At 47.3% G+C, this 25,228-nt stretch carries 20 protein-coding genes; 15 read left to right on the forward strand and 5 right to left on the reverse strand.

Annotation, left to right across the window (positions count from 1 at the left end; translation table 11 throughout):
- The 4 genes from Pas1_RS03975 to Pas1_RS03990 all read right to left on the reverse strand — a co-directional run bounded on the left by Pas1_RS03975 (position 1) and on the right by Pas1_RS03990 (position 5,772).
- Complete coding sequence (locus Pas1_RS03975; RefSeq protein ID WP_112294567.1) at positions 1-3,099, reverse strand: efflux RND transporter permease subunit; 3,099 nt, start codon at positions 3,097-3,099, stop codon at positions 1-3.
- 11 nt (positions 3,100-3,110) lie between these two features.
- On the reverse strand, positions 3,111-4,415 hold the full coding sequence (locus Pas1_RS03980; protein ID WP_225971644.1) for an efflux RND transporter periplasmic adaptor subunit: 1,305 nt from the start codon (positions 4,413-4,415) through the stop codon (positions 3,111-3,113).
- 86 nt (positions 4,416-4,501) lie between these two features.
- Positions 4,502-4,957: a ribonuclease HI gene (gene rnhA / locus Pas1_RS03985; RefSeq protein ID WP_112294568.1), complete on the reverse strand. Its 456-nt coding sequence runs from the start codon at positions 4,955-4,957 to the stop codon at positions 4,502-4,504.
- 17 nt (positions 4,958-4,974) lie between these two features.
- Positions 4,975-5,772, reverse strand: a complete 798-nt coding sequence (locus Pas1_RS03990) for a class I SAM-dependent methyltransferase (RefSeq protein ID WP_112238340.1) — start codon at positions 5,770-5,772, stop codon at positions 4,975-4,977.
- Between the two features lie 6 nt (positions 5,773-5,778).
- Between Pas1_RS03990 and gloB the strand changes: the two genes are divergently transcribed.
- The 7 genes from gloB (at position 5,779) to Pas1_RS04025 (ending at position 15,602) form a co-directional block, all read left to right on the forward strand.
- Positions 5,779-6,591 (forward strand): hydroxyacylglutathione hydrolase, encoded by an 813-nt coding sequence (gloB, locus tag Pas1_RS03995; protein ID WP_112204298.1) that lies wholly within the window; start codon positions 5,779-5,781, stop codon positions 6,589-6,591.
- Positions 6,588-7,964, forward strand: a complete 1,377-nt coding sequence (locus Pas1_RS04000) for a transglycosylase SLT domain-containing protein (RefSeq protein ID WP_225971645.1) — start codon at positions 6,588-6,590, stop codon at positions 7,962-7,964. Before gloB ends, Pas1_RS04000 begins: the two co-directional genes overlap by 4 nt.
- A gap of 64 nt (positions 7,965-8,028) precedes the next feature.
- Positions 8,029-9,915: a propionate--CoA ligase gene (locus tag Pas1_RS04005; protein ID WP_112204297.1), complete on the forward strand. Its 1,887-nt coding sequence runs from the start codon at positions 8,029-8,031 to the stop codon at positions 9,913-9,915.
- Positions 9,916-10,120: 205 nt separating this feature from the next.
- Entirely contained in the window at positions 10,121-11,305 is a 1,185-nt protein-coding gene (gene carA, locus Pas1_RS04010; protein ID WP_112205842.1) for a glutamine-hydrolyzing carbamoyl-phosphate synthase small subunit, read from the forward strand.
- Positions 11,305-14,568, forward strand: coding sequence for a carbamoyl-phosphate synthase large subunit (carB, locus tag Pas1_RS04015; protein WP_112294569.1), 3,264 nt, complete (start codon positions 11,305-11,307; stop codon positions 14,566-14,568). Before carA ends, carB begins: the two co-directional genes overlap by 1 nt.
- A 60-nt stretch (positions 14,569-14,628) precedes the next feature.
- Positions 14,629-15,105: a transcription elongation factor GreA gene (gene greA, locus Pas1_RS04020; RefSeq protein ID WP_112204294.1), complete on the forward strand. Its 477-nt coding sequence runs from the start codon at positions 14,629-14,631 to the stop codon at positions 15,103-15,105.
- A 23-nt stretch (positions 15,106-15,128) separates the two neighbouring features.
- The gene (locus Pas1_RS04025; RefSeq protein WP_225971646.1) at positions 15,129-15,602 is read left to right on the forward strand and encodes a DUF4149 domain-containing protein; all 474 of its coding nucleotides are present in this window, start codon (positions 15,129-15,131) and stop codon (positions 15,600-15,602) included.
- 17 nt (positions 15,603-15,619) lie between these two features.
- Here the strand turns inward: Pas1_RS04025 and Pas1_RS04030 are convergent, their stop codons facing one another.
- Positions 15,620-16,225 (reverse strand): YhbY family RNA-binding protein, encoded by a 606-nt coding sequence (locus Pas1_RS04030; RefSeq protein ID WP_112295161.1) that lies wholly within the window; start codon positions 16,223-16,225, stop codon positions 15,620-15,622.
- A 124-nt stretch (positions 16,226-16,349) separates the two neighbouring features.
- Here Pas1_RS04030 and Pas1_RS04035 point away from each other — a divergent pair, with 124 nt between their 5' ends.
- From Pas1_RS04035 to pstB, 8 genes are all read left to right on the forward strand, one after another.
- Positions 16,350-17,024 carry an RlmE family RNA methyltransferase gene (locus Pas1_RS04035; protein ID WP_112204292.1) on the forward strand — a complete coding sequence of 225 codons (675 nt, stop codon included), beginning with the start codon at positions 16,350-16,352 and terminating at the stop codon, positions 17,022-17,024.
- Positions 17,025-17,159: 135 nt separating this feature from the next.
- Positions 17,160-19,082, forward strand: coding sequence for an ATP-dependent zinc metalloprotease FtsH (gene ftsH / locus Pas1_RS04040; RefSeq protein WP_225971419.1), 1,923 nt, complete (start codon positions 17,160-17,162; stop codon positions 19,080-19,082).
- Positions 19,045-19,929 (forward strand): dihydropteroate synthase, encoded by an 885-nt coding sequence (gene folP, locus Pas1_RS04045; RefSeq protein ID WP_112238334.1) that lies wholly within the window; start codon positions 19,045-19,047, stop codon positions 19,927-19,929. The genes ftsH and folP overlap by 38 nt, the downstream gene beginning before the upstream one ends.
- A gap of 8 nt (positions 19,930-19,937) precedes the next feature.
- A complete protein-coding gene (gene glmM / locus Pas1_RS04050) occupies positions 19,938-21,281 on the forward strand; it encodes a phosphoglucosamine mutase (protein ID WP_112294570.1) in 1,344 nt (447 codons plus the stop codon).
- Positions 21,282-21,410: 129 nt separating this feature from the next.
- Positions 21,411-22,439 carry a phosphate ABC transporter substrate-binding protein PstS gene (pstS, locus tag Pas1_RS04055; RefSeq protein WP_112209313.1) on the forward strand — a complete coding sequence of 343 codons (1,029 nt, stop codon included), beginning with the start codon at positions 21,411-21,413 and terminating at the stop codon, positions 22,437-22,439.
- 74 nt (positions 22,440-22,513) lie between these two features.
- Positions 22,514-23,503: a phosphate ABC transporter permease subunit PstC gene (pstC, locus tag Pas1_RS04060; RefSeq protein ID WP_112204284.1), complete on the forward strand. Its 990-nt coding sequence runs from the start codon at positions 22,514-22,516 to the stop codon at positions 23,501-23,503.
- On the forward strand, positions 23,500-24,366 hold the full coding sequence (gene pstA, locus Pas1_RS04065; RefSeq protein WP_112204282.1) for a phosphate ABC transporter permease PstA: 867 nt from the start codon (positions 23,500-23,502) through the stop codon (positions 24,364-24,366). Before pstC ends, pstA begins: the two co-directional genes overlap by 4 nt.
- 65 nt (positions 24,367-24,431) lie before the next feature.
- Positions 24,432-25,220, forward strand: coding sequence for a phosphate ABC transporter ATP-binding protein PstB (pstB, locus tag Pas1_RS04070; protein WP_112205839.1), 789 nt, complete (start codon positions 24,432-24,434; stop codon positions 25,218-25,220).
- Positions 25,221-25,228 lie beyond the last annotated feature (8 nt).

The raw sequence follows: 25,228 nt of genomic DNA on the forward strand, positions 1-25,228 counted from the left end.
TTAGGTGCCCTCTAAGACGGATTCTGGAATTTCCATAGGCCCATTTCCTGCATATTTATCCAAGTAGAGATAAATTACGGGCGTAATAATCAAGGTCACAAATTGAGAGAAGATTAAGCCCCCTGCAACCGTAATGCCTAATGGCTGACGAAGCTCAGCGCCTGCACCTAAACCAAAAGCAATAGGTATAGCGCCCATCAAAGCTGCAAAGGTGGTCATCATGATGGGGCGGAAGCGCAAGATACAAGCTTCTCGAATCGCCTTTTCGGGAGTCATGCCTTGACCCCGTTGCGCCTGCAGAGCAAAGTCGATCATCAAAATCGCATTCTTCTTCACAATACCAATCAAGAGCAAGATGCCAATCGAGGCGATCACGGTGAGCTCAAAGCCAAATAGACGCAAAGACAAGATCGCTCCAATCGCGGCAGATGGCAAGCCCGCAAGAATAGTCAGTGGATGGATGTAGCTTTCGTATAAAACACCAAGAATGATGTAAATCACACCCAGTGCCGCCAAAAGTAAAATCATTTGCCCAGATTGGTTGCTCTTAAAAACCGCGGCATCACCACCATAGCTGGTAATGATGGAAGAGGGAAGGCCGATCTCTGTGCAATAGGATTCAATTTTCTTAGTTGCATCGCCCAAGAACACATCCGGTGCCAAGTTAAATGACAAGGTCACCGCCGGAATTTGTCCCTGGTGGTTCACAGCAGTGGGGCCTACTTTACGAACAAAGCTAGCTACGCTGGACAGGGGTACCAATTTATCAGTAGCTCGGCCACGTACATAAATCTTATTGAGATCGGTTTCGTATTGACGGTCTTCAGCCGCTGTTTCTAAGATAGCGTAGTAGGTATTGACTGGTGTATAGATAGTCGACACCTGACGCTCGCCAAATGAAGAGTAAAGTGCCGTCCGAATGTCGGCAATCGTCACACCAGCGTTGGCAGCCTTTTCTCGATTGATTTCAATTTGAATACCTAAGCCCTTTAGTTGAGAGTCACTAGTGACATCCCTAAAGATTGGATCGGCTTTCATTTTCTGCATGAGCTTGTCGGCCCATTCATTTACACCCTCAAAGCCAACACTTTGCAAAGTAAATTGATAGCGACTCTTACTGCTCTTGCCTCCCAGCTGAAGATTTTGGGTAGGGCGCATATAGACTTGAAGGCCAGGCAATTCTCTAAACTTGGCGCGTAAGCCTTCCATAACTTGTGCCATCTTTTGGCGATCTGCCTTAGGCTTAAGAATGATAAAGATGCGACCTGTATTAGAGCCTGAGCTAGCACCTCCACCGATAACTGAGATTGAGCTATCGACGTTAGGATCATTGTTAACGATCGCAGCCGCTTGATCTTGTAATGCCAGCATCGCAGTAAATGAGATGTCCTCTGAAGCCTCGGTGGTAGCAAAAATTTGCCCAATATCTTCCTCTGGGAAGAAGCCCTTAGGGGTGTAGATGAATAAAACAATCGTGATTACGAAGGTAGAAATGGCGCCCCATAATACTCGCTTACGGTTTCTCAGTGCCATATCCAAATAGTGGATATAGGTCTTGAGCATCCATTCAAAAATACGGTCAAACTTTTTATTGATTGCAAACTCTCTTGGGTGCTCACCAGGCTTTGGCAAGAAGCGACTACACATCAAGGGAACGATGGTAAGTGAGGCAATGGCAGAGACCAGAATCGACAGCGTCACAATCACCGCAAACTCTCGAAAGAGCAAACCGATTGGACCTGCCATAAAAAACAGGGGAATGAAAATTGCAACCAAAGAAATCGAGATCGAAATAATCGTGAAGCCAACTTCTTTGCTGCCCTTGAGAGAGGCTTTGAGGGGATCCATCCCACCCTCGACATAACGCATGATATTTTCGAGAACGACGATGGCATCGTCCACAACTAAGCCAACAGCAAGCGTGATTCCCAAAAGCGAAATGTTATCAAGGCTATAGCCCATGAAATAGAGGATGAAAAAAGCCCCAATCAGGGAGATCGGCATACTGATGGTCGGAATGATGGTTGCCGAGATGTGCTTCAAGAACAGGAAAATCACCAAGACCACTAATAAGATCGTTAAGGCTAAAGTGATATTGACATCATGAATTGAGTCCAGGATTGACAGCGAGCGATCGTTTATCAGCTGTAACTTGATTGAAGCAGGCATCTGCTTTTGTAGCTTTGGCAGCAGGGCTTTAATCGAATTAACAACCTCAACTGTATTGGCGCTGGGTTGCCGAAGGACGGCAATCGCGATCGAGCGCTGACCACCAGCTGTCGCCCAGGTTTTGACATCCTCATAACTTTGACTTACTTCAGCAACATCTCGCAGATAAATTGGCAGGCCATTCTTTTGCGTGATAACGAGATTACCAAATTCTTCAGGCTTAACCAGCTGTGGGTTTGCATAAATGGTAATGGACTGACGAGGGCCATCGAGGACGCCCACTGGACTATTGGTATTGGCTTTGTTTACAGCAGTAGCCACGTCATCCATGGTGAGATTACGGTTGGCTAAAGCATCAGGGTGAACGCGAATGCGCACCGCATAGCGTTTAGCGCCATAGACAATCACTTGGGCAACACCGCTAATCGTCGAAAGGTTAGGGGACAGAAGGTTCTCAGCATAGTCGTTGAGATCCGAGAGATTCATGGACGGAGAACTCATGCGGACAATCAGAACGGGAGTATCAGCCGGATTAATTTTTCGATAAGACGGAGGAGACGTCATCTCAATCGGCAAACGTTTTTGGGCCCGTAGAAGGGCGGCTTGAACGTCTACTGCAGCTTTATCAATATCTCGATCGTTATTAAATTCGAGAGTGATATTGGTTGTGCCCAGAAAGTTGCTTGAGCTAATAACCGTAATACCATCAATCGTTGAGAACTCTTTTTCTAAGGGCAGGGCAACCGAGGCTGCCATATTCTCTGGTGATGCACCTGGTAGTGATGCGCTAACCGAGATAACGGGAGAGTTAAAGCTAGGAAGCGCAGCAACAGGAATATGGAGATAGGCAACAGCACCGGCGATGACGGTTGATACTGAGAGCAGTACCGTCATTACGGGACGCCGAATACATAATTCGGATAACGTCATGTGACCTCTATTTAGCTAGGATTGACTGGTTGGATAGCAAGCTTAGATTCTCTAATCTTGCTACCAGGACGCAGATTTTGTTTGCCTTCAACGACAACCCGATCCCCCGCAGCAATACCATCCACCACTGCTTGACCTTGATATTCATAGAGAACCTTGACAGGCTTAGCAACCGCTTTATCGTTTTGATCTACGATGTAAACCGTTTTGCCATTGGGACTCAGAATGATGGCCTGAGAAGGAACTTGCAGAGCCCCTTTGAGTGTGCTGGCTTCCAAGAAGACGCGTGCAAACTGACCAGGTAGCAAAGTCATTTCGTCATTGGGAATCTGTGCCTTGACTCGCACAGCACCAATTGAAGGGTCTACTTGATTGTCGACAACCAAGACTTTGCCTGCATAGACGCGCTTGCTGGAATCGCCCACCGTTACTCTGACTGTGAGAGCGTCGCCATCAAGCTGATTCTCCAGCACGGTCGGAATATCTTTTTCTGGAATGATGAACTGAACATTGATTGGGTTGAGCTGCGTAATAGTCACCATGGAACCAACACTCGAAGTAGAGGTCGAGTTAGTAGAAGTGGATACGACGTTACCCGCTTGTACTAGAGAACCAGGGAAGACATTCACAATGCCAGCACGACCATCAATCGGTGAACGAATGTAATCAAATGAGAGTTGTACTTCAGCAGCTTTAGCAGCGGCAAAGGCAGACTTGGCATTGGCATTGGAAGTTTCTAAGCCAGCTTTAGAGATAAAGTTTTTAGCAACCAATTCTTTGGCACGTAAATACTGGCTCTGGGCATCATCCGCTAAGGCTTTGAGTTTGTCGTAATTGGCTTTGTCATTACGATCATCTAGTTGGAACAATAAATCGCCTGCTTTCACCTCTTGACCATCCTTCACCAGAATTTTGGCAACCGTATTGGTGATCATGGGGCGAATATCCACAATATTATTCGAAACAATCGTGCCGGTTGCTTCGATGACTAGTGGAACTTCTTTGGGTTGCACTACTACCGTAGTAACCGTGACAGGACCGCCGACCTTATCGGCGCCAGGGAAGAAGTAATTAATAATCTTAGAGCCGGCGTAAAGCACAAACAAAACACCGACGATGCGCCATTTGTACTTGAGAACAAACGCCTTGATTTGATCGTAATTAAGCTGCTGGATTTGGGGGGAATACTTTTCCCAGTAGGGGCGCAGTTTTTCCTCGACCTTGGACTGAAGTCTTAGCAATTGCTCAAGAAGCTTCTGGGCAATTGGCTGAATCTTTGGCGGGAGTTTGCTAAGGATTAGATGAATTTTGGACACGGTCTCGAAGGCAGTTTTAGTAGTTCTCAGAATTTGCCCATTCTCTCATAAACCCCCTAAAAATCGCTTTTGCGCCATTGGGATAGCTAGGGGAGATACTCTTCGACCCCGCGATTAGCGAGCTGGTCGGCCAGTTCGTTCCCTGGGTCACCAGTATGGCCGCGGACCCAATGCCAGGAGATTTTGTGCTTGGGGAGTAATTCATCCAATTCTTGCCAAAGGTCGGCATTTTTAACAGGATCTTTGCTGGCGGTTTTCCAGCCTCGTTTTTTCCAACCCTCTAACCATTCGGTTACTCCTTTTTGGACATACTGAGAGTCCGTCCAAAGTTCAACGGAACTCGCTTGCTTGAGGGCTCTGAGGGCATGAATGACTGCGCTAATTTCCATTCGGTTATTGGTAGTGAGTTTTGCACCACCATGAAGGTGTTTCTCATGACCGCCCGAGCGCAATACCGCCCCCCAGCCACCGGGCCCAGGATTGCCTTTACAAGCGCCATCGGTATAAATAACAATGTGGTGAGCGTGTTGGGTATCAGACATAGTCAATTAGTAAGGATCTATTTGGACTTTAGCTGATTTCGTTCAGCCGCTGGACTCAATTGCTGTATCGCTGGAATCATTTTGCTTTGAATTCTGCCAACCAAGCGCATTCCTGCCTGCCTTTTAATCGCTGAGATCAGAAATACGGCGCCAAAAATAGGCCACCAGCGATTACCCATGAGTTCCAAAAAGTCCATGCGGGCCATGCCAGATTTACTTTGTAGGGGCCACTTATAGCAACCGAAATGACCACGGTCTAGAGAGAAATTGAGTAATTGCAACCAGTCTTTAATCCGTAGCAGACTAATGAACTGTCCATCGCGTGGCAGGTAGGGGTTGCCAATTAAACGGCTGAGGTACTGTCTGATTCCCCAAATACTGGCCGGATTGAATCCAGAAATAATCAGTCGACCCTCAGGGCGCAGCACGCGTTCTACTTCACGGAGTACCTGATGAGGATCTGCAGCGAATTCGAGCACATGCGGAAGAATTAATAAATCAATACTCTCGCTTGCAAAAGGGAGTTCGTGGTTTTCTCCCTCAATGATGTGCCATTGAGCGGAAGAAAAGTTTGCTTGAGTGTCATGACGACCAATGAGTAAAGCATGCAAGGGCATGCGATTTTCTGCCAGGGTATTGATCTGAGGTAAACCAATTTGCACAGCATGAAAACCAAAGACATCTGCAACGATTTGATCAAAGCAGTGCTGCTCCCACTGCAGGACATACTTTCCAGGGGGCGATTCCAGCCATTTTTCCCATGAACTCCATGGTGGTGCGGGGGCTTGGGAAGGGGGGATCGGGGTTGGTATCATGAGTCTATGGATAAGAATACTTTATTACAGGTTTGGCCCATCCCCGCTTTCGAGGATAACTATATTTGGTGTATCCATGATGGTCACTCAGCATTGGTGGTTGATCCAGGTGATGCTGCGCCCGTCTTAAAGTACTTGGCAGAAAAGCAATTGCACTTAACGGGCATTTTGATTACACATCACCATGCTGATCATACTGGCGGTGTATTGCATTTAATTGACGCTATGAAACCACGCCAAATTCCAGTCTATGGTCCTGCGAGTATTGATATCTCTGGCAGAACTGAAGGACTATTGGAGGGAGATAAGCTAGAGATTGACCATCCACGTTTAAGTCTTAAGGTCATGGAAGTGCCAGGGCATACCTTGAGTCACATTGCTTACTTTGCGAACATGCAGGCTAATGTGCTTGAGCCCATGCTATTTTGTGGCGATACGCTATTTGCATCGGGCTGCGGCAGATTATTTGAGGGTACGCCTACGCAAATGAGTGAGTCACTCGCTAAATTTGCAGCTCTGCCAAAAAATACATTGGTCTTTTGTACCCATGAGTACACCTTATCGAATATCCGTTTTGCTTTGGCAGTAGAGCCTAACAATACCAACCTCATTGATTGGGCTGATAGAGCTAAAGCCTTGCGAGATAAAGGCTTACCTACCTTACCCACGACCATTGGTCATGAATTACAAGTGAATCCCTTTATGCGCTGCAACCAGGCAGAAGTTGTCGCTTCAGCGATGGCGATTTCTGGTGAGACAAACTTGCCAAGTCCCGCTCATGTATTAGCGGTGATACGAGCTTGGAAGGATCGGTTTTGATCCGTTGGCCTTATGCAGCAATCTTGATGGTTGCTGTACTAACAGGTTGCGCCACCGGGGATTGGTCTTCTGATACTCCCACCAAAGGCAATACCAAGCTGTCCAAGGCAACGCGCGTCAATTTAAATAAGCAAAATGTAAGTAGCCTAGGCGCACCTTCAGACAATCTTTGGCTTCGCATTCGGGATGGCTTCCAAATGGAGCCAGTAGATTCACCGCTCATCGTCAATCAAACTGTTTGGTTAAGTGCGCGACCAGATTATGTTCAGCGCTCAATGAAGCGATCTTCGCCTTATTTGTTTTATATCGTTCAGGAAGTCAATGCCCGCAATATGCCGACGGAGTTGGCCTTACTGCCATTTGTAGAGAGTGCTTTTAATCCACAAGCCAAGTCAGGTGCAAAAGCCATGGGCATTTGGCAATTTATGCCCAAGACTGGAAAAGACTTTCAGCTGACGCAAAATGTCTTTCGCGATGAGCGTCGTGATGTTTTGCAATCAACCGATGCAGCACTCGATTACTTAAATCGCCTACATACCCAATTTGGCAGTTGGGAGTTGGCATTGGCAGCTTATAACTGGGGCTCAGGAAATGTGCTGCGAGCGCAGAAGAAAAATCTGGCCGCAGGGTTACCAACTGATTACTGGAGTCTAGCCATGCCTCTAGAGACGCGAGCGTATGTGCCGAAGTTGATGGCTTATCGTGCACTCGTTTTAGATCCAGACGCATTTGGAGTGACTTTGCCCGAATTGGAGAACCATCCATACTTTGTAGCAGTAGATGTGAACAACGATATTGATGTGACCTTGGCCGCTAAGCTTGCAGAAATGTCTCTCGATGAATTTAAGACTCTGAATCCTTCTTTTAATAAGCCGGTTATCTTAAGTGCAGCCAATCAGCAAATCTTGTTACCGTTCGGCCATGCCGAGGTATATCAAGAGAATCTCAAAAAATATAACAAGCCACTGTCAACTTGGACAGCAGTCAAGGTTGCACAAACACAAAGTGCAGAAGCGACTGCGCAAAGTTTAGGAGTGGACTTGGCAACCCTAAGAGAGATCAATGGCATACCCAAGGGCATGCGAATTAAGGCGGGGTCAACGGTGATCATTCCGAAGACGAACCGTCGCCCAGGAGACATCTCTGTAGCTCTTGCCGAGACAGCCAGCTTAAGTCTAGAAAAGCCACCACCACCGCCCAAAAAGAGCAAAAAGAAGGGTGGCAGAGGCTCTGGCAAGAATCCTCCAGAGGGTAAAACTGCCTCTAAGGGTAATTCCTCCTCCAATAATGCTGCATCTCAGCATAAATCCGCATCGACAGGGCTTGCAAAATCTGCGAAAAAAGATCCTATTAAGACCTCTGGCAAGCAATAGCAACTTATAGCAATTGAGCTGCTGGCTGGAGTGTCTGGAATTCTTTTCTATCGTTAGGTTAAACATGTCTTACAAAGCGCATCACGAACGCTCGATTCAAGATCCAGACGGTTTCTGGGGAGAGCAAGCCCAGTTGATCCATTGGGAAAAGCCATACCAGTCTGTTCTCAATTATGCAAACCCCCCATTTGCAAAATGGTTTGAAGGCGGCTTAACCAATCTTTGCTACAACGCAATCGATCGTCATCTCAAAGAGCGAGCCAATCAAACTGCTTTGGTTGCGGTCTCCACCGAGACCAATATTGAAAAAACCCATACCTACCAAGAGTTGTATGAAGAGGTCAACCGTATCGCCGCGATTCTGAAAGCCAATGGTGTACAAAAGGGAGATCGCGTTCTTATTTATATGCCGATGATTGCAGAAGCTTGCTTTGCAATGCTGGCTTGTGTGCGCATTGGTGCGATTCACTCAGTCGTCTTCGGTGGTTTTGCATCACACAGTTTGGCTTCGCGGATTGACGATGCTAAGCCCAAAATGATTATTACGGCAGAAGCAGGGATGCGCGGCGGTAAGGCAGTACCCTATAAACCGTTATTAGATGAAGCCATCACCTTGGCAACATCAAAGCCCGAGAAGGTCTTGGTCGTTAATCGCGGTTTAGTGGATTACACCCCAATAGCTGGGCGCGACTTAGATTACGCCACAGAGCGTCAAAAACATTTGAACGATATCGTGCCAATCGAATGGGTTGACTCTACTCATCCTTCATACATTTTGTATACCTCGGGCACTACTGGTAAACCAAAAGGCGTGCAGCGCGACACTGGTGGTTACACCGTCGCTTTAGCCTCGACCATGAACCACATCTTTTGTGGCAAACCTGGTGAGACCATGTTCTGTACATCAGACATTGGTTGGGTAGTAGGGCATAGCTACATTATTTATGCGCCACTGATTCATGGGATGGCAACGATCTTGTATGAGGGCACACCATTGCGCCCTGATGCAGGCATCTGGTGGCAGTTGGTTGAGAAATACAAAGTCTCGGTCATGTTTTCTGCACCGACAGCAGTTCGCGTACTTAAGAAACAAGATCCTGCATTCTTAAGTAAATATGATCTCTCGAGTTTGCGTGCACTGTTCTTGGCAGGCGAGCCACTCGATGAGCCCACCGCAAGTTGGATTCATGATGCGATTCAGAAACCGATCGTAGATAACTACTGGCAAACCGAAACGGGTTGGCCGATGCTAGCTATACAGCGTGGCGTTGAAGTGATGCCACATAAATTTGGCTCACCAGGCGTCCCTTCCTTTGGCTACAACCTCAAGCTGCTTGATGATGCGACAACTGCAGAGTTGGGACCAGACCAAAAAGGGGTGATTGCAATTGAGGGGCCATTGCCCCCGGGCTGCATGCAAACGGTTTGGGGTGATGACAAACGCTTTGTGAGTACCTATTGGGAAACGATTCCAGGCAAAACGATTTACTCCACCTTTGACTGGGGCATCAAAGATAAAGATGGTTACTTCTTTATTCTAGGCCGCACCGATGACGTGATCAATGTGGCTGGACATCGTTTGGGTACTCGTGAGATTGAAGAATCGCTTTCGAGCCATTCGAATATTTCTGAAGTGGCTGTGGTTGGCATTGAGGACAAACTCAAAGGCCAGGTTGCAATTGGTTTTGCTATTCCAAAAGATGCCTCTAATGTTGCAAGCTTAGAAGCGGAACTCATGAAGACAGTAGATCAGCAGTTAGGTGCGATTGCCCGTCCAGCGCGAGTCTATATCGTGACGGCTTTACCTAAAACCCGTTCAGGCAAGATAGTCCGTCGCGCACTACAAGCGGTTGCTGAAGGTCGGGATCCTGGAGATATCAGCACCATGGAGGACCAAACGGTCTTGGCGCAAATCAAGCAAATTATTGAGCAAAACCCCAATAAGTCTTGAGCAAATCGCCCGCTAGCCTCATGGCTAGGGGAGCGGGGGTGCAGTTCTGCTTTGGGATGGCTGAACTGGTATCATTGCAAGGTTCGAAACTCAATAATTACCCTAGCGCTTAAAGACACTCACCTCCCGCAAAAACAGCCTTGGGATAGTCTTTTCGAGGTGTTGAGCGTCGGATGGAGCAGGGACTGGAGATGGTTTGTCACCCTTGCTTCCTTCTTTTCCTCCCGCCGTGTTGGCTCTAGCCGACGGCACCTTATTTCCAGGTTATAGCATTGGCGCTCCCGGCGAAACTGTCGGAGAAGTGGTTTTCAATACCGCACTCACTGGCTATCAAGAAATCATCACCGACCCAAGTTATTCACGTCAAATTGTCACGCTGACTTACCCCCATATTGGCAATGTCGGCGTGAATGCTCAAGACGCAGAGTCAACCCAAATTCATGCAGCTGGTTTGGTCATTAAAGATTTATCTAAGCGGGTCTCGAATTTTCGTTCCGAAGGCAGTCTTGAGGACTACCTCATCAAATCTAAAGTCCAAGGCATCTCGGGCATTGATACCCGTAAGCTAACCCGCATCTTGCGCGACAAAGGCGCTCAATCGGGTGCGATCGTCGCAGGTAAGTTAGGCGATGACATTCAAGTCTTGGGAAAAAAGGCCTTGCAATTGGCGCAATCCTTCCCAGGGATGTCTGGTTTAGATTTAGCAAAGGTAGTTACAACTAAAAAATCCTACCCATGGCGTGAAGCCGAGTGGGAATTGCATGGCCCTGATGGCAAGCCAGCCTATCGCAGCTTAGAGCAAAGTAAGCCTCTCAAAAAAGTAGTGGCCTATGACTTTGGTGTGAAATTCAATATTTTGCGCATGCTAGCTGAACGTGGTTGCGACCTCACTGTAGTTCCTGCACAAACCAGTGCTGCAGAAGTACTGGCAATGAATCCCGATGGCGTGTTCTTCTCTAATGGCCCTGGCGATCCCGGACCATGTGACTATGCCATTGCTGCCGCTAAAGAAATCATTGAGAAGGGCGTGCCAACCTTTGGTATTTGCTTAGGACATCAAATTATGGGATTGGCCGCTGGCGCTAAGACATTGAAGATGAAGTTTGGTCACCATGGCGCTAACCATCCCGTTAAAGATTTAGATAGTGGGCGCGTTGCAATCACTTCGCAGAATCATGGCTTTGCGGTAGATCCCAATACCTTGCCCGATACCGTGCGCGTTACACACATTTCATTATTTGATGGTTCATTACAGGGCCTGGCTTGGAAAGATAAACCCGCTTTGTGCTTCCAAGGCCACCCAGAAGCCTCGCCTGGACCACATGACATTGCGTATTTGTTTGATCGATTTGTAGAGCTCATGAATGCCAGCAACAAAGGAGGCAAATAATGCCTAAGCGTAGCGACATTAAGAGCATTCTGATTATTGGTGCTGGCCCGATTGTGATTGGTCAAGCTTGTGAGTTTGACTATTCCGGAGCGCAGGCTTGTAAGGCATTGCGTGATGAGGGCTACAAAGTGATCTTGGTCAACAGCAATCCTGCGACCATCATGACCGATCCTGAGATGGCTGATGTAACTTACATCGAGCCGATTACCTGGGAAGTAGTAGAGCGCATCATCGCCACAGAAAAGCCGGATGCCATTCTTCCAACGATGGGTGGTCAAACGGCATTGAACTGTGCGCTAGATCTCCATCGCCACGGTGTGCTAGAAAAGTATGGCTGTGAATTGATTGGCGCTTCACCTGAGGCCATTGATAAGGCAGAAGATCGTCAAAAGTTCAAAGAAGCGATGACCAAAATTGGTCTGGGCTCTGCTAAGTCTGGCATTGCCCATTCTTTAGATGAGGCGCATACCGTTCAGCAGCGTATTCAGCAAGAAACGGGCAACTCTGGATTCCCAGTGGTGATCCGTCCTTCATTCACGATGGGTGGATCGGGCGGAGGCATTGCATACAACCGTGAAGAATTTGAAGAAATCTGCAAACGCGGTTTAGATCTTTCTCCAACGCATGAGCTCTTAATTGAAGAGTCGCTCTTGGGCTGGAAAGAATTTGAGATGGAAGTGGTGCGAGATCGTGCTGATAACTGCATCATTGTTTGCTCGATTGAAAACTTAGATCCGATGGGCGTTCATACCGGTGACTCGATTACGGTCGCACCTGCTCAAACCTTGACCGATAAAGAATATCAAATCATGCGTAATGCATCGATTGCGGTCTTGCGCGAGATCGGCGTAGATACTGGCGGTTCAAACGTGCAGTTCTCGATTAACCCAGCTGATGGGCGCATGATTGTGATTGAGATGAACCCACGGGTATCTCGCTCATCTGCATTGGCTTCTAAAGCGACTGGTTTCCCAATCGCGAAGATTGCTGCCAAGTTGGCAGTCGGATACACCTTAGATGAACTCAAGAATGACATCACAGGTGGTGCAACACCTGCATCCTTCGAGCCGTCAATCGACTATGTCGTGACCAAGATTCCTCGCTTTGCTTTTGAGAAGTTCCCGCAAGCAGATTCACGTTTAACTACTCAGATGAAATCCGTTGGTGAAGTGATGGCGATTGGCCGTACCTTCCAAGAGTCTTTCCAAAAAGCCCTGCGCGGTTTAGAGGTTGGCGTAGACGGCTTAGATGAAGTGTCTACCGATTTAGACGATATCATTCAAGAAATTGGTGAGCCTGGCCCTGATCGTATTTGGTATTTGGCTGATGCCTTCCGGATGGGAATGGGTTTAGATGAGATCTACGCTGAAACTAAAGTCGATCCTTGGTTCTTAGAGCAAATTGAAGAGCTCATTACGACGGAGTCTGAGCTAAAGCAACGCAAGATCGATAGCCTGTCCGCAGCTGAACTGCGTTTTGTAAAGCAGAAGGGATTCTCGGATCGCAGACTCGCTAAATTACTCGGCGTTGATGCATCATCTGTTCGCTCTGCACGCCATCGCCTCAAAGTGACTCCCGTCTACAAGCGGGTGGATACCTGTGCGGCAGAATTCGCCACTAATACTGCCTATATGTATTCCACCTATGAAGCGGAGCATGGTGAATGCGAGTCAAATCCCACTAATCGGGACAAGATCATGGTGCTCGGTGGTGGACCCAACCGCATCGGTCAGGGTATTGAGTTTGATTACTGCTGCGTGCATGCTGCATTAGCAATGCGTGACGATGGCTATGAAACCATCATGGTGAACTGTAATCCAGAAACTGTTTCTACTGACTATGACACTTCTGATCGTCTCTACTTTGAGCCATTGACGCTTGAGGATGTTTTAGAGATTGTCGCTAAAGAGAAGCCTAAGGGCGTTATCGTTCAGTATGGTGGTCAAACCCCCTTGAAGCTGGCATTAGATCTTGAGAAGAACGGTGTACCGATCATTGGTACCTCACCAGACATGATTGATGCTGCAGAAGACCGTGAGCGTTTCCAGAAACTTCTGCAAGATTTGGGCTTACGTCAACCACCTAACCGCACCGCACGCGCTGAAGATGAGGCACTCAAGCTCGCTGAAGAAATTGGTTACCCATTGGTAGTGCGTCCTTCCTATGTCTTGGGTGGCCGCGCCATGGAAATCGTTCACGATGGAAGAGACCTCGAGCGCTATATGCGTGAGGCAGTCAAAGTATCGAATGACTCTCCCGTGCTGTTGGATCGCTTCTTAAATGATGCGATTGAGTGTGATGTAGATTGCATTAGCGATGGTAAGCAGGTATTTATTGGTGGAGTGATGGAGCACATTGAGCAGGCTGGTGTTCACTCAGGCGACTCTGCATGCTCTTTGCCACCATATTCTTTATCGGATGAGACTGTGGCGGAGATCAAGCGTCAAACTGCGGCGATGGCCAAGGGCTTGAATGTTATCGGTTTGATGAACGTTCAGTTCGCGATTCAGAACGTGGATGGCCGGGATGTAATTTATGTACTTGAGGTCAATCCGCGTGCTTCACGTACTGTGCCCTTTGTTTCTAAAGCGACTGGTTTGCAGTTAGCTAAGATTGCAGCACGCTGTATGGTCGGTCAAAGCTTAGAGCAGCAGGGTATTTTGGCTGAGGTTAAGCCACCGTATTTTTCAGTTAAAGAAGCCGTCTTCCCATTTAATAAATTCCCTGGCATTGACCCAATCTTGGGACCTGAGATGCGCTCTACAGGCGAAGTGATGGGCGTTGGTAAAACCTTTGGCGAGGCACTCTTCAAATCTCAATTAGGTGCTGGCACTAAATTGCCCAAGACGGGTACGGTTGCTTTGACAGTGAAAGATAGTGATAAAGCAAAAGCAGTAGAGGTAGCGAAGCTATTACATCAACTGGGCTTCCCAATGGTTGCCACCAAAGGGACTGCAGCAGCAATTGAGGCAGCTGGTTTACCTGTGCGGGTTGTAAATAAAGTCAAAGATGGTCGTCCTCATATCGTTGACTTGATTAAAAATGGAGAAATCTCTCTGGTATTTACCACCGTAGATGAAACCCGGACTGCAATTGCGGATTCTCGCTCGATTCGGACTAGCGCTCAGGCGCAAGGGATCACCTACTACACCACCATTAGTGCAGCGCGTGCGGTGATGGATGGTTTACTAGCATCTCAACATGGCGGAAATGAGTCGCTTGAGGTGTATTCCTTACAGAATTTACATCTCGTACTGAATTAATCTAAAATCAGGCCTTGCGCGATTGGCGCAAGGTAATCGATTCTTATTTAGGTTAGCGGTATGAGCACAATTCCCATTACTAAGCGCGGTGCAGAACTTCTCAAAGAAGAGTTGCATCGCCTCAAACACGTTGAACGTCCTTCAGTAATCAATGCGATCTCTGAAGCACGTGCACAGGGCGATCTCTCTGAAAACGCTGAATACGATGCTGCCAAAGAAAAACAAGGTTTCATTGAGGGTCGCATTCAGGAGCTAGAGAGCAAGTTATCCGCTGCACAAGTGATTGATCCTGCTTCTCTAGATATTACTGGCCGAGTGGTATTTGGTGCGACAGTCGATTTGGAAGATCTAGAAGATGGCACCAAGTTCACTTATCAAATTGTTGGCGATGATGAGGCTGATATCGCAAGTAACTTGATCTCGATTAGCTCTCCCATCGCGCGTGCTCTGATTAGTAAAGAAGAGGGCGATGTTGTTAAGGTTCAAGCTCCTGGTGGTAATCGGGAAGTGGAGATCTTAGCGGTTCGTTATATCTAAGCGTATCGTCGACTAGGAACTCAGTGTTGCAGTCTAGAGCGCCTACTTTCTTCACTGTTATCGCTGGCCTCTGGGTCGGTAGCATGTTAGCTACTGGCTATCTCGTAGCGCCAGCATTGTTCTCCATTCTCACTGACCGTCAGGTTGCAGGCATGATTGCTGGAGATATTTTCAGAATCGAAGCTTACTTGAGCTTTGTAGTGTGCTTAGTGCTCTTGGTGATGGCCAATCATTTTGTCAATCACGGGCAATTGCAATACAAGTTGATTCGCTGGCTTTTATTGGCGATGTTAATTTGTGCTCTGATTGGCAGTGTGGTCTTGTTGCCTTGGATGAGTGCTTTGAGAGATCAGGCTCTATTAAACGGAATGCCTGTCATGCAGTCGCCTTCAGCCACGCTGTTTGGCCGCCTTCATGGCGTTTCTAGCATCGTGTATTTGATTCAAAGCCTCTTGGGCGTCAAGCTCGTTTGGGAATCAGCTAAAAGTTCTCATTAAGAGCTTAAGCTCAGAACTCAACCCAAAAGCTTCTTCTTAGTACTACTCATCCTGACTTTGCGTTTCTTGATTGGGGCAGGTGCTGCAGTAGCTTTACGATAACCCGGTGAGGACCAACCAATTTTGGATTCCGCTGCTTCAGAGCGTAAGACCCTTTTCTTGGGTGTTTTGCTGGCTGTCTTTACGGCAGCTGCACGTGTAAAGGGAGATTTGCTGGCGCTTGAGCGACGGTCTGATCTTTCCGAAGTACTTGTGCGTTTACCCGCAGTCGATTTACGAGGCGCCTGTAAAGTCTTTTTGGTTTGCTTGCTCGAGCGGCCTAGATGCAAGAGGTGTTCGTCGATCTCTTGCTTCGGTTTCCAGAGCACGAAGAGTTTGCCAATGTGTTGAACTGGGGCGGCATCTAATTGATCGCAAAGTGTTTCATACATGGTGATTCGTGCTTCACGATCATCGCCCAAGACACGCACTTTAATCAGGCCATGGCTAGCAATTGCCAATTTGGCTTCTTTAATGACAGCAGGACTTAAGCCAGTGTTGCCAATCATGACAACAGGGCTAAGACTATGGGCTTGAGCCTTAAGGGCTTTACGTCGGGCGGGGGTAAGGGTAAGGGCGGTCATGTGTCGATGATAGAGCATGCAGCTCCGAATTGAGCTTAGATGAGGCTATTTGAGAACATTTTGCTGAGATTCTTTGCCTTGTACTCGAGAAACAAGGAAAATACCTCCTGAAAGTGGACAAGTTGTGGCAAAAAATAAATTTAATAAAAGTTGGTTGCAGGATCATTTAACGGATCCGTATGTGAAGATGGCCCAAAAAGAGGGTTATCGCGCTCGTGCGGTTTACAAGCTCTCTGAGATTGACGAACAAGATCATCTAATCAAAGCAGGAATGACTATTGTTGACCTTGGTAGCGCACCAGGCAGTTGGTCTCAGTACGCTCGCAATCGCTTGACCGAATTAGGCAAGAGCAATCCCGCAATTGAATCTGGCAAGCCTGACGGCACGATCATCGCTATCGACTTATTGCCGATGGAAGATATCGCTGACGTCAGCTTTATTCAGGGAGACTTTCGGGAGGATGAGGGTCTAAAGGCCTTAGAGGCTTTATTGCCCGCTTCGGATCAGGGTAGGGTTGATTTAGTGCTTTCAGATATGGCACCCAATCTTTCTGGGGTTGGTGTTGCTGACTCCGCCCGCATGGCTTTTTTGGCAGAAATTGCCCTTGAGTTTGCCGTCAATCACCTTAAGCCTGACGGGGCTTTATTAATTAAGTGCTTTCATGGCAGCGGGTATAGCCAGATTGTGGAGACCTTTAAAAAAGTCTTCAAAACCGTATCCCCCCGCAAGCCCAAGGCTTCGCGGGATCGTTCCTCTGAAACCTTTCTGTTGGGGCGGACACTGAAGGCTCCCAAATAGGGTAATAACCCCCCGATTTACATGGGTTTATTAAATAAATCTGCTCCGAGCCCTTGAAAAAGCCTAGTAGTAGAATCAAATACTTAGGTATCAGCAATGCAATTACTCCCGGATTAATCCGGCAAAGGCCTCGTTTTGAATAGCAATATGTTCCAAAAAGTGGGTATCTGGCTCGTTGTGGGCCTCGTCCTATTTACGGTCTTCAAGCAATTTGATAAGCCCAAAGATCAGCCGCAAGTAACTTACTCGCAATTTATGGAAGATTCCAAAGCGGGCAAGATTAAGCGTGTCGATGTACAAGGTCGCACATTACAAGTGACACCAAATGATGGTGCCAAGTACTCCATTATTTCTCCTGGCGATATTTGGATGGTGGGTGACTTAATGAAATACGGTGTTCAAGTAACCGGTAAAGCCGACGATGAACCCAATATGTTTGTTTCTGCTTTGTACTACCTTGGACCTACGCTACTCATTATTGGTTTCTGGTTTTTCATGATGCGTCAGATGCAAGGCGGTGGTAAGGGCGGGGCATTCTCATTTGGAAAATCCAAAGCGCGCCTGATTGATCAAAATAGTAATACCGTCACCTTTGCTGATGTGGCGGGTTGCGATGAGGCTAAAGAAGAAGTGTTTGAGTTAGTCGACTTCTTAAAAGATCCGCAGAAATTTCAGAAACTGGGTGGCCGAATTCCCCATGGTGTCTTGCTAGTAGGCCCTCCTGGAACCGGTAAGACCCTGTTAGCCCGTGCTATTGCAGGTGAAGCTAAGGTACCGTTCTTCTCTATCTCAGGCTCTGACTTTGTTGAGATGTTTGTGGGGGTTGGCGCATCACGCGTGCGCGACATGTTTGAGAACGCCAAGAAAAATTCACCTTGCATCATCTTTATTGACGAGATCGATGCAGTAGGTCGTCATCGTGGCGCTGGTATGGGTGGTGGTAATGATGAGCGTGAGCAAACCCTGAATCAAATGCTGGTGGAGATGGACGGTTTTGAAAGTAATAGCGGCGTGATCGTCGTTGCTGCTACCAACCGTTCTGATGTGCTGGATCGCGCTTTACTGCGTCCAGGTCGCTTTGACCGTCAAGTCCATGTTGGCTTGCCTGACATTCGGGGTCGCGAACAAATTCTGCAAGTGCATATGCGCAAAGTGCCGATTGATCCAGATGTCAATGCTGCCGTCTTAGCGCGTGGTACACCTGGGTTCTCCGGTGCCGATTTAGCAAACTTAGTTAACGAAGCCGCTTTATTTGCTGCGCGTCGTAATAAGCGTGCAGTCGATATGAAAGACTTTGAAGACGCTAAGGATAAGATCTATATGGGTCCTGAGCGTAAGTCTGCAGTGATGCGTGAGGAAGAGCGTCGTAACACCGCGTATCACGAGTCTGGTCATGCTGTTGTCGCTAAGGTATTGCCTAAAGCAGATCCAGTGCACAAGGTCACCATCATGCCGCGCGGAATGGCATTGGGCGTGACTTGGCAGTTGCCAGAGTTTGATCGCGTCAATCTGTATAAAGATCGCATGTTGGAAGAGTTGGCCATTTTGTTTGGTGGCCGTGCTGCAGAAGAAATCTTCTTGCACTCGATGAGTACTGGTGCATCAAACGACTTTGAGCGTGCTACTAAAATGGCCCGCGACATGGTGACCCGTTTTGGTATGAGTGATAGCTTGGGTACGATGGTCTATGTCGACACTGAGTCTGAGAGTATTTTTGGTCGTACCAGTTCTAAAACAGTTTCTGAACTCACTCAGCAAAAAGTGGATGCAGAAATTAGGGCCTTGATCGATAGTCAATATGCTTTGGCACGTTCTATTCTTGAACAGAATCGCGACAAGGTTGAAGCAATGGTCGCTGCTTTGCTTGAATGGGAAACCTTAGACGCTGATCAGATTACCGACATCATGGAAGGTCGTCCACCACGCACGCCTAAGCCGCCTCCTGTAACAACTGTCTTTGGCAATTCAGCTGGAACAACTACCCCAGTAGTGGAGAGTTCACCTTCCACAGCATTTGGTAATGGCCCAGCATCGGGAAGTGCGCCAGCAACCGCTTAATTCAGAGCAAGTAGTTCAGCCCGCAACTTGGCGTTGCGGGCGTTTTCTTTTTGAGCCTCGCAAACGCCCATTGGTGATGGGTATTCTGAACACGACACCGGATTCTTTTTCGGATGGCGGTCTGTTCCAATCAGCCAAGGCTGCATTAGCTCATGCAGAGCAGATGATCGAGAGTGGTGTTGACATCATCGACATTGGTGGTGAATCTACCAGGCCTGGCGCCGAACCTATCTCATTACAAGAAGAGCTTGATCGTGTTATGCCGGTGATTGAGTCCCTAGTCAATTGTGGTGTGGCGCTGTCTATAGATACTTATAAAGCTGAAACCATGAAAGCCGCACTAGCTGCTGGCGTAGATTGCGTCAATGATATTTGGGGCCTGCGCCAAGCAGGCGCTGCTCAAGTCGTCAGTAATCATCCAGAGTGTGGGCTGGTTTTAATGCATATGCAACGAGATCCACAAACGATGCAATTTGATCCCCACTATGAGGATGTCATTGCGCAAGTGAGCACCTTCTTAATGGAGAGGGCAAATGTTTTAATTCACCAAGGCGTATCAGCAGATCGAATCGCACTTGATCCTGGTTTCGGCTTCGGTAAAAGCCTGGAACACAACCTCACAATGCTCTCCCAATTTGAGCGCTTTACACAATTGGGCTTTCCAGTCTTAGCGGGCATATCTCGTAAATCGATGCTGGGCAAACTCACTGGACGAGAGTCGGATGGTCGCTTAGCGGCCAGTATTGCAGCAGTGATCATGGCAGCAGATCGTGGCGCTCGTATCGTTAGAGTGCACGATGTAGCAGACACAATCGATGCTCTAAAGATCTGGGAAGCAGTCTTATAATTCCCCTTATGAAAAAACAATACTTTGGTACGGATGGTATTCGCGGGGAAGTAGGTCAGTTTCCGATTCTTCCGGATTTTATGACCCGCCTTGGTTATGCCGCCGGTATTGTTTTAACGAGTCAAGCCAAAGTGGGCGAACGTTGCAAAGTTCTGATTGGTAAAGATACCCGTGTCTCAGGTTACTTATTAGAGTCTGCGCTAGAAGCGGGTTTTGTGGCTGCTGGTGTTGATGTGATCTTGTGTGGTCCGATGCCAACCCCCGGCGTTGCTTATCTCACCAAAGCGTTACGCCTATCTGCAGGAGTAGTGATCTCCGCATCACATAATTTGTATCAAGATAATGGCGTGAAGTTTTTCTCTGCGCAGGGTGACAAGTTATCTGATGATTTTGAATTTGCGATTGAGGCTGAGCTTAATAAGCCCCTTGGTTGCGTTCACTCAGAGCATTTAGGCAAGGTATCGCGTTTAGATGCTGCAACTGGACGCTATATTGAATTTTGTAAATCGACTTTCCCTGGCAATCTCAATTTACGAGGTATGAAGGTGGTGGTCGATTGCGCCAATGGTGCGGCTTATCAGATTGCCCCTAATGTGTTTAGGGAACTTGGGGCAGAGGTTATTGCGATTGGTGTTGAACCCAATGGCCGCAATATTAATGACCATTGCGGCGCAACTGCGCCTGCAGCTTTAATTGCTAAAGTCAAAGATGTGGGTGCCGATATCGGTATCGCCTTAGATGGCGATGCGGATCGCTTGCAAATGGTGGATAAAACCGGTCGCCTATTTAATGGTGATGAATTGCTCTACGTATTGGCAAATGACCGCTTGCAGCGCGGCATTCCCCTTGGGGGTGTGGTGGGCACCCTAATGACCAACCTGGCTGTGGAAAAAGCCATCAAAGAATTGGGTGTGCAGTTTGAGCGAGCCGCGGTGGGCGATCGCTATGTGCTGGAATTGCTTAAGAAAAAATCATGGATTTTGGGCGGTGAAGGCTCGGGCCATTTATTGTGCCTAGATCAGCACACCACAGGGGATGGCACGATTGCAGCGCTGCAAGTACTCGCAGCGATGAGCCAACAAAAGAAGAGCCTGGCCCAACTTCTAGATTCCGTGAAGATTTATCCCCAGGTCCTGCTCAATATCAAAATCCAATCTACTTATGACTGGAAAGCTGATGAGAAGCTCAAAGCCCAAATTTCGAAAGTTGAAGCTGATCTTCAGAATACGGGGAGGGTCCTCATTCGCCCATCCGGTACCGAGCCCTTATTAAGGGTTATGGTCGAAGCTCAGGATGAGGCCATCGCACTCAAGAGCGCTAAAAGTATCGCTGATTTAGTCCCAATTGCCTAAAACCCCATTTTGAGGCCCTAAAAACAAGATTTAAGCCTTGTTTATGACGCAATGTCATAAAAGAGTCATACGCAAATCGTAGAGTCCATGTGTTGTTATCTCTCGATTTCTATACAAGGACATCCTCAAATGAAACTCTCTTTTAAGCAGGCTTTAGTTGCTGGAGCTGTAGCACTATCCGTGTCAACTGGTGCAATGGCTGTAGAAATGACCGGCGCTGGTTCTTCTTTTATTTATCCAGTGCTCTCTAAATGGGCTGAGGCTTACAAAGCCAAAACTGGTAATAGCTTGAACTATCAATCCATTGGTTCTGGCGGTGGTATCAAACAAATTAAAGCGAAGACAGTCGACTTTGGTGCAACTGACGCTCCAATGAGCTTTGACGAATTACAGTCTGCTGGCATGGTTCAGTTCCCAGCCATCATTGGTGGTGTAGTACCTGTGGTGAATATCGATGGTATCAAGCCAGGTCAATTGAAATTGTCCAGCGACGTTCTCTCTGATATTTTCCAAGGTACATTGACCAACTGGAATGACAAGCGTATCGCTTTGTTGAACCCAGGTGTTCAGATTCCGGCTGGTGATATCACTGTTGTAACCCGTGCTGATGGTTCAGGTACAACTGCAATCTTTACTAACTACCTCTCTAAAGTAAATAAGAGCTGGAAAGATAACGTAGGTTTTGGTTCTGCTGTTAAATGGCCAGCTGCTTCTACTGTAAGCGGTAAGGGTAACGAAGGTGTTGCGGCTAACGTAAGCCGTATCAAGAATTCGATCGGTTATGTTGAGTTTGCTTACGCTAAGAAAAACAACATGAGCTATACCCAGATGAAGAATGCGGAAGACAAGTTTGTTATGCCTACCGCTGCTTCATTCGCTTCTGCTTCTGCTGGTACTGATTGGTCTAAGTTCCCAGGAATGGAAACATTTATTACTAACGCTCCTGGTGCTGCTTCATGGCCAATTACTGGTGCAACTTTCATCGTCATCTACAAAAAGCCTGATAACAAAGCAAACGCTGCTGAAGTGATCAAGTTCTTTGATTTCGGTTTCAAAGATGGCGGCAAAATGGCTTCTGAACTCGATTACGTTCCAATGCCTGAAGCAACAACCAACTTCATTCGCAAGAGTGTTTGGTCACAGGTTGATGTTAAGTAATTCTTAATAGAATAAATTCGGCCCCAAAGTAATTTGGGGCCATTTTTTCTTCACGCAGTACTTATAAATTCAATATGCAATCGACATCCTCCACATTAGGTCTACCGAGCGCTAAGGCGGTTCAAGTTGCCCGTAGACAGCGTATCCAAGATTTTCTTTTCCACGCCATCACCCAATTCTTCTCGATGTTGGTGTTATTTGTTTTGGCCGGAATTATCGGATCTCTATTGATTAATGCATGGCCAGCCTTGAAGACCTTCGGCCCAGGATTTTTCTTGGATGACGAGTGGGATATTGTTAATGACCAGTTTGGCGGTTTAATTTCGATTTATGGAACCTTGGTTTCATCGATCATTGCTTTGGCAATTGCTGTACCCCTGAGTTTTGGTATCGCCGTCTTTTTGACGGAGATGTGTCCAGACTTTCTAAAGCGTCCTTTAGGAACAGCGGTTGAGCTTTTGGCTGCAGTGCCATCCATTATTTACGGTATGTTTGGTTTGTTCGTGTTCGCCCCGATTTTTGGTGACTATATTGAACCTGCTCTTCAAGCCACTATCGGCAAGATTCCCCTGATCGGCATTCTTTTCTCAGGCCCAACCAACGGCATTGGTATGTTGTGCGCTGGCTTGATTTTAGCCATGATGATTTTGCCCTTCATTGCTTCTGTGATGCGTGACGTATTTGAGATCGTTCCCCCAGTGTTGAAAGAGTCGGCCTATGGCATTGGCTGCACTCGCTGGGAAGTGGTGACTCGAATTGTTTTACCTTATACCCAAGCGGGCGTAGTGGGTGGCGTCATGCTCGGTCTCGGTAGAGCGCTTGGTGAGACCATGGCGGTTACTTTCGTGATTGGTAATGCGAGTCGTATCTCTCCATCTTTATTTGCTCCCGGTAGCTCAATTGCTTCGACCTTGGCTAATCAATTCGGTGAGGCAGACGCGGGATTGCATTTCTCATCATTGTTCGCCTTAGGTTTGGCGCTCTTTTTTATTACTTTTGTGGTTTTAGCTTTGGCTAAATGGATGTTGCTTCGGATGGAAAAAGCCAAAGGAGTGAAATCATGAGTCAAATCGCAAACATTAATCAAGCCGTTTTTGCTCGTCGTCAGCGGGCTAATAAAATTGGTCTTGCCTTGTCTATGCTCGCCATGACTTTGGGTATGGTTTTCTTGATTTGGATTTTGGCAACGCTATTTATTAAAGGTTTTGCTGCAGTGAATCTGAATATGTTCACAATGAGTACACCAGCGCCAGGCTCTGACAACGGTGGCTTGGCAAATGCCATCGTTGGTAGCTTGATGTTGATTGCGTCTTGTACTTTAATTAGTACTCCAGTCGGCGTGCTTGCAGGTCTCTATCTTTCTGAGTATGGCGACCGCAGTAAGATTGCAGCGGTTACCCGCTTTGTGACCGATATTATGTTGTCGGCACCTTCGATTGTGATTGGCTTGTTTGTATACGCATTATTTGTGGCCCAAGTAAAGCACTTCTCAGGTTGGGCTGGCACGATTGCTCTGGCCTTGATCGCTGTTCCAGTGGTGGTTCGCACTACCGAGAATATGTTGCGTTTGGTCCCTGGTAGTCTGCGTGAAGCTGCTTATGCTCTGGGAACGCCAAAGTGGAAAGTCGCTTTTTATGTCACCCTAAGAGCGGCCAAAAGCGGCATCATGACCGGTATCTTGTTGGCTCTTGCCCGCGTGAGCGGTGAGACAGCGCCATTGTTGTTTACTGCATTGAATAATCAGTTCTTCTCTACCAATATGAATGCGCCGATGGCGAACTTGCCAGTGGTGATTTTCCAATTTGCAATGAGTCCTTATGACAACTGGGTTGACCTCGCCTGGGGAGGCTCTTTACTCATTACGTTTGCAGTGTTGGGCTTGAACATCCTTGCCCGTGTGGTATTCCGTGAGAAAGCACAAGGATGAGTGATATGAAAACAATGTTCAACTTAAATAAGATTGATAGTGAAGGCTTGGGGAGTAAATCGAATATGAATACAGAAAATAATTCGCAATCTAGTGATGCAGTCAATGCGCTAGAAATCCGGAATCTCAACTTTTACTATGGTTCTTTTAAAGGCCTAAAAGATATCAATATGAATATCGAAGAGGGCAAAGTGACCGCCTTCATCGGACCTTCTGGCTGCGGCAAATCCACTTTGCTCCGCACTATGAACCGCATGTATGACCTCTATCCAGGTCAACGCGCTGAAGGTGAGATCAATTTCTACGGCAACAATATTCTGACTCCAGGTCAAGATCTGAACTTGTTGCGCTCCCGCATTGGCATGGTTTTCCAAAAACCAACCCCATTCCCAATGTCCATTTACGAGAATATTGCCTTTGGTGTGCGTTTATATGAAAACCTCAACCGCTCTGAGATGGACGAGCGGGTAGAGTGGGCTTTGAACAAAGCGGCTTTGTGGACCGAAGCGAAAGATAAGCTTAATCAAAGCGGCTTATCCCTATCTGGTGGTCAGCAACAGCGTCTCTGTATCGCCCGCGGCGTGGCCGTGAAGCCTTCCGTCATTTTGCTCGATGAACCTACTTCTGCTTTGGATCCGATTTCTACCGGCAAAATCGAAGAGTTGATTTCTGAGTTGAAAAACGAGTACACCATTGCGATTGTGACCCACAATATGCAACAGGCGGCCCGTGTATCCGATTACACTGCCTATATGTACCTTGGCAGCTTAATTGAGTTTGGTAAGACAGATGAGTTGTTTATCAAGCCTAAGCGCAAAGAAACAGAAGACTATATTACCGGTCGCTTTGGTTAATTGGAGAT

Origin of the sequence: Polynucleobacter paneuropaeus (genome assembly GCF_003261235.1) — a bacterium.
Lineage (GTDB): Bacteria > Pseudomonadota > Gammaproteobacteria > Burkholderiales > Burkholderiaceae > Polynucleobacter > Polynucleobacter paneuropaeus.

Excerpts from the sequence above, each read along its gene's own strand:
- Pas1_RS03990 (WP_112238340.1), bottom strand. The coding sequence starts at position 5,772 with ATGATACCAACCCCGATCCCCCCTTCCCAAGCCCCCGCACCACCATGG.
- pstC (WP_112204284.1), top strand. The coding sequence starts at position 22,514 with ATGCAATCGACATCCTCCACATTAGGTCTACCGAGCGCTAAGGCGGTT.
- gloB (WP_112204298.1), top strand. The coding sequence starts at position 5,779 with ATGGATAAGAATACTTTATTACAGGTTTGGCCCATCCCCGCTTTCGAG.
- greA (WP_112204294.1), top strand. The coding sequence starts at position 14,629 with ATGAGCACAATTCCCATTACTAAGCGCGGTGCAGAACTTCTCAAAGAA.
- folP (WP_112238334.1), top strand. The coding sequence starts at position 19,045 with ATGGCCCAGCATCGGGAAGTGCGCCAGCAACCGCTTAATTCAGAGCAA.
- Pas1_RS04030 (WP_112295161.1), bottom strand. The coding sequence starts at position 16,225 with ATGACCGCCCTTACCCTTACCCCCGCCCGACGTAAAGCCCTTAAGGCT.
- carB (WP_112294569.1), top strand. The coding sequence starts at position 11,305 with ATGCCTAAGCGTAGCGACATTAAGAGCATTCTGATTATTGGTGCTGGC.
- rnhA (WP_112294568.1), bottom strand. The coding sequence starts at position 4,957 with ATGTCTGATACCCAACACGCTCACCACATTGTTATTTATACCGATGGC.
- pstA (WP_112204282.1), top strand. The coding sequence starts at position 23,500 with ATGAGTCAAATCGCAAACATTAATCAAGCCGTTTTTGCTCGTCGTCAG.
- pstB (WP_112205839.1), top strand. The coding sequence starts at position 24,432 with ATGAATACAGAAAATAATTCGCAATCTAGTGATGCAGTCAATGCGCTA.
- pstS (WP_112209313.1), top strand. The coding sequence starts at position 21,411 with ATGAAACTCTCTTTTAAGCAGGCTTTAGTTGCTGGAGCTGTAGCACTA.
- Pas1_RS04005 (WP_112204297.1), top strand. The coding sequence starts at position 8,029 with ATGTCTTACAAAGCGCATCACGAACGCTCGATTCAAGATCCAGACGGT.
- Pas1_RS03975 (WP_112294567.1), bottom strand. The coding sequence starts at position 3,099 with ATGACGTTATCCGAATTATGTATTCGGCGTCCCGTAATGACGGTACTG.
- glmM (WP_112294570.1), top strand. The coding sequence starts at position 19,938 with ATGAAAAAACAATACTTTGGTACGGATGGTATTCGCGGGGAAGTAGGT.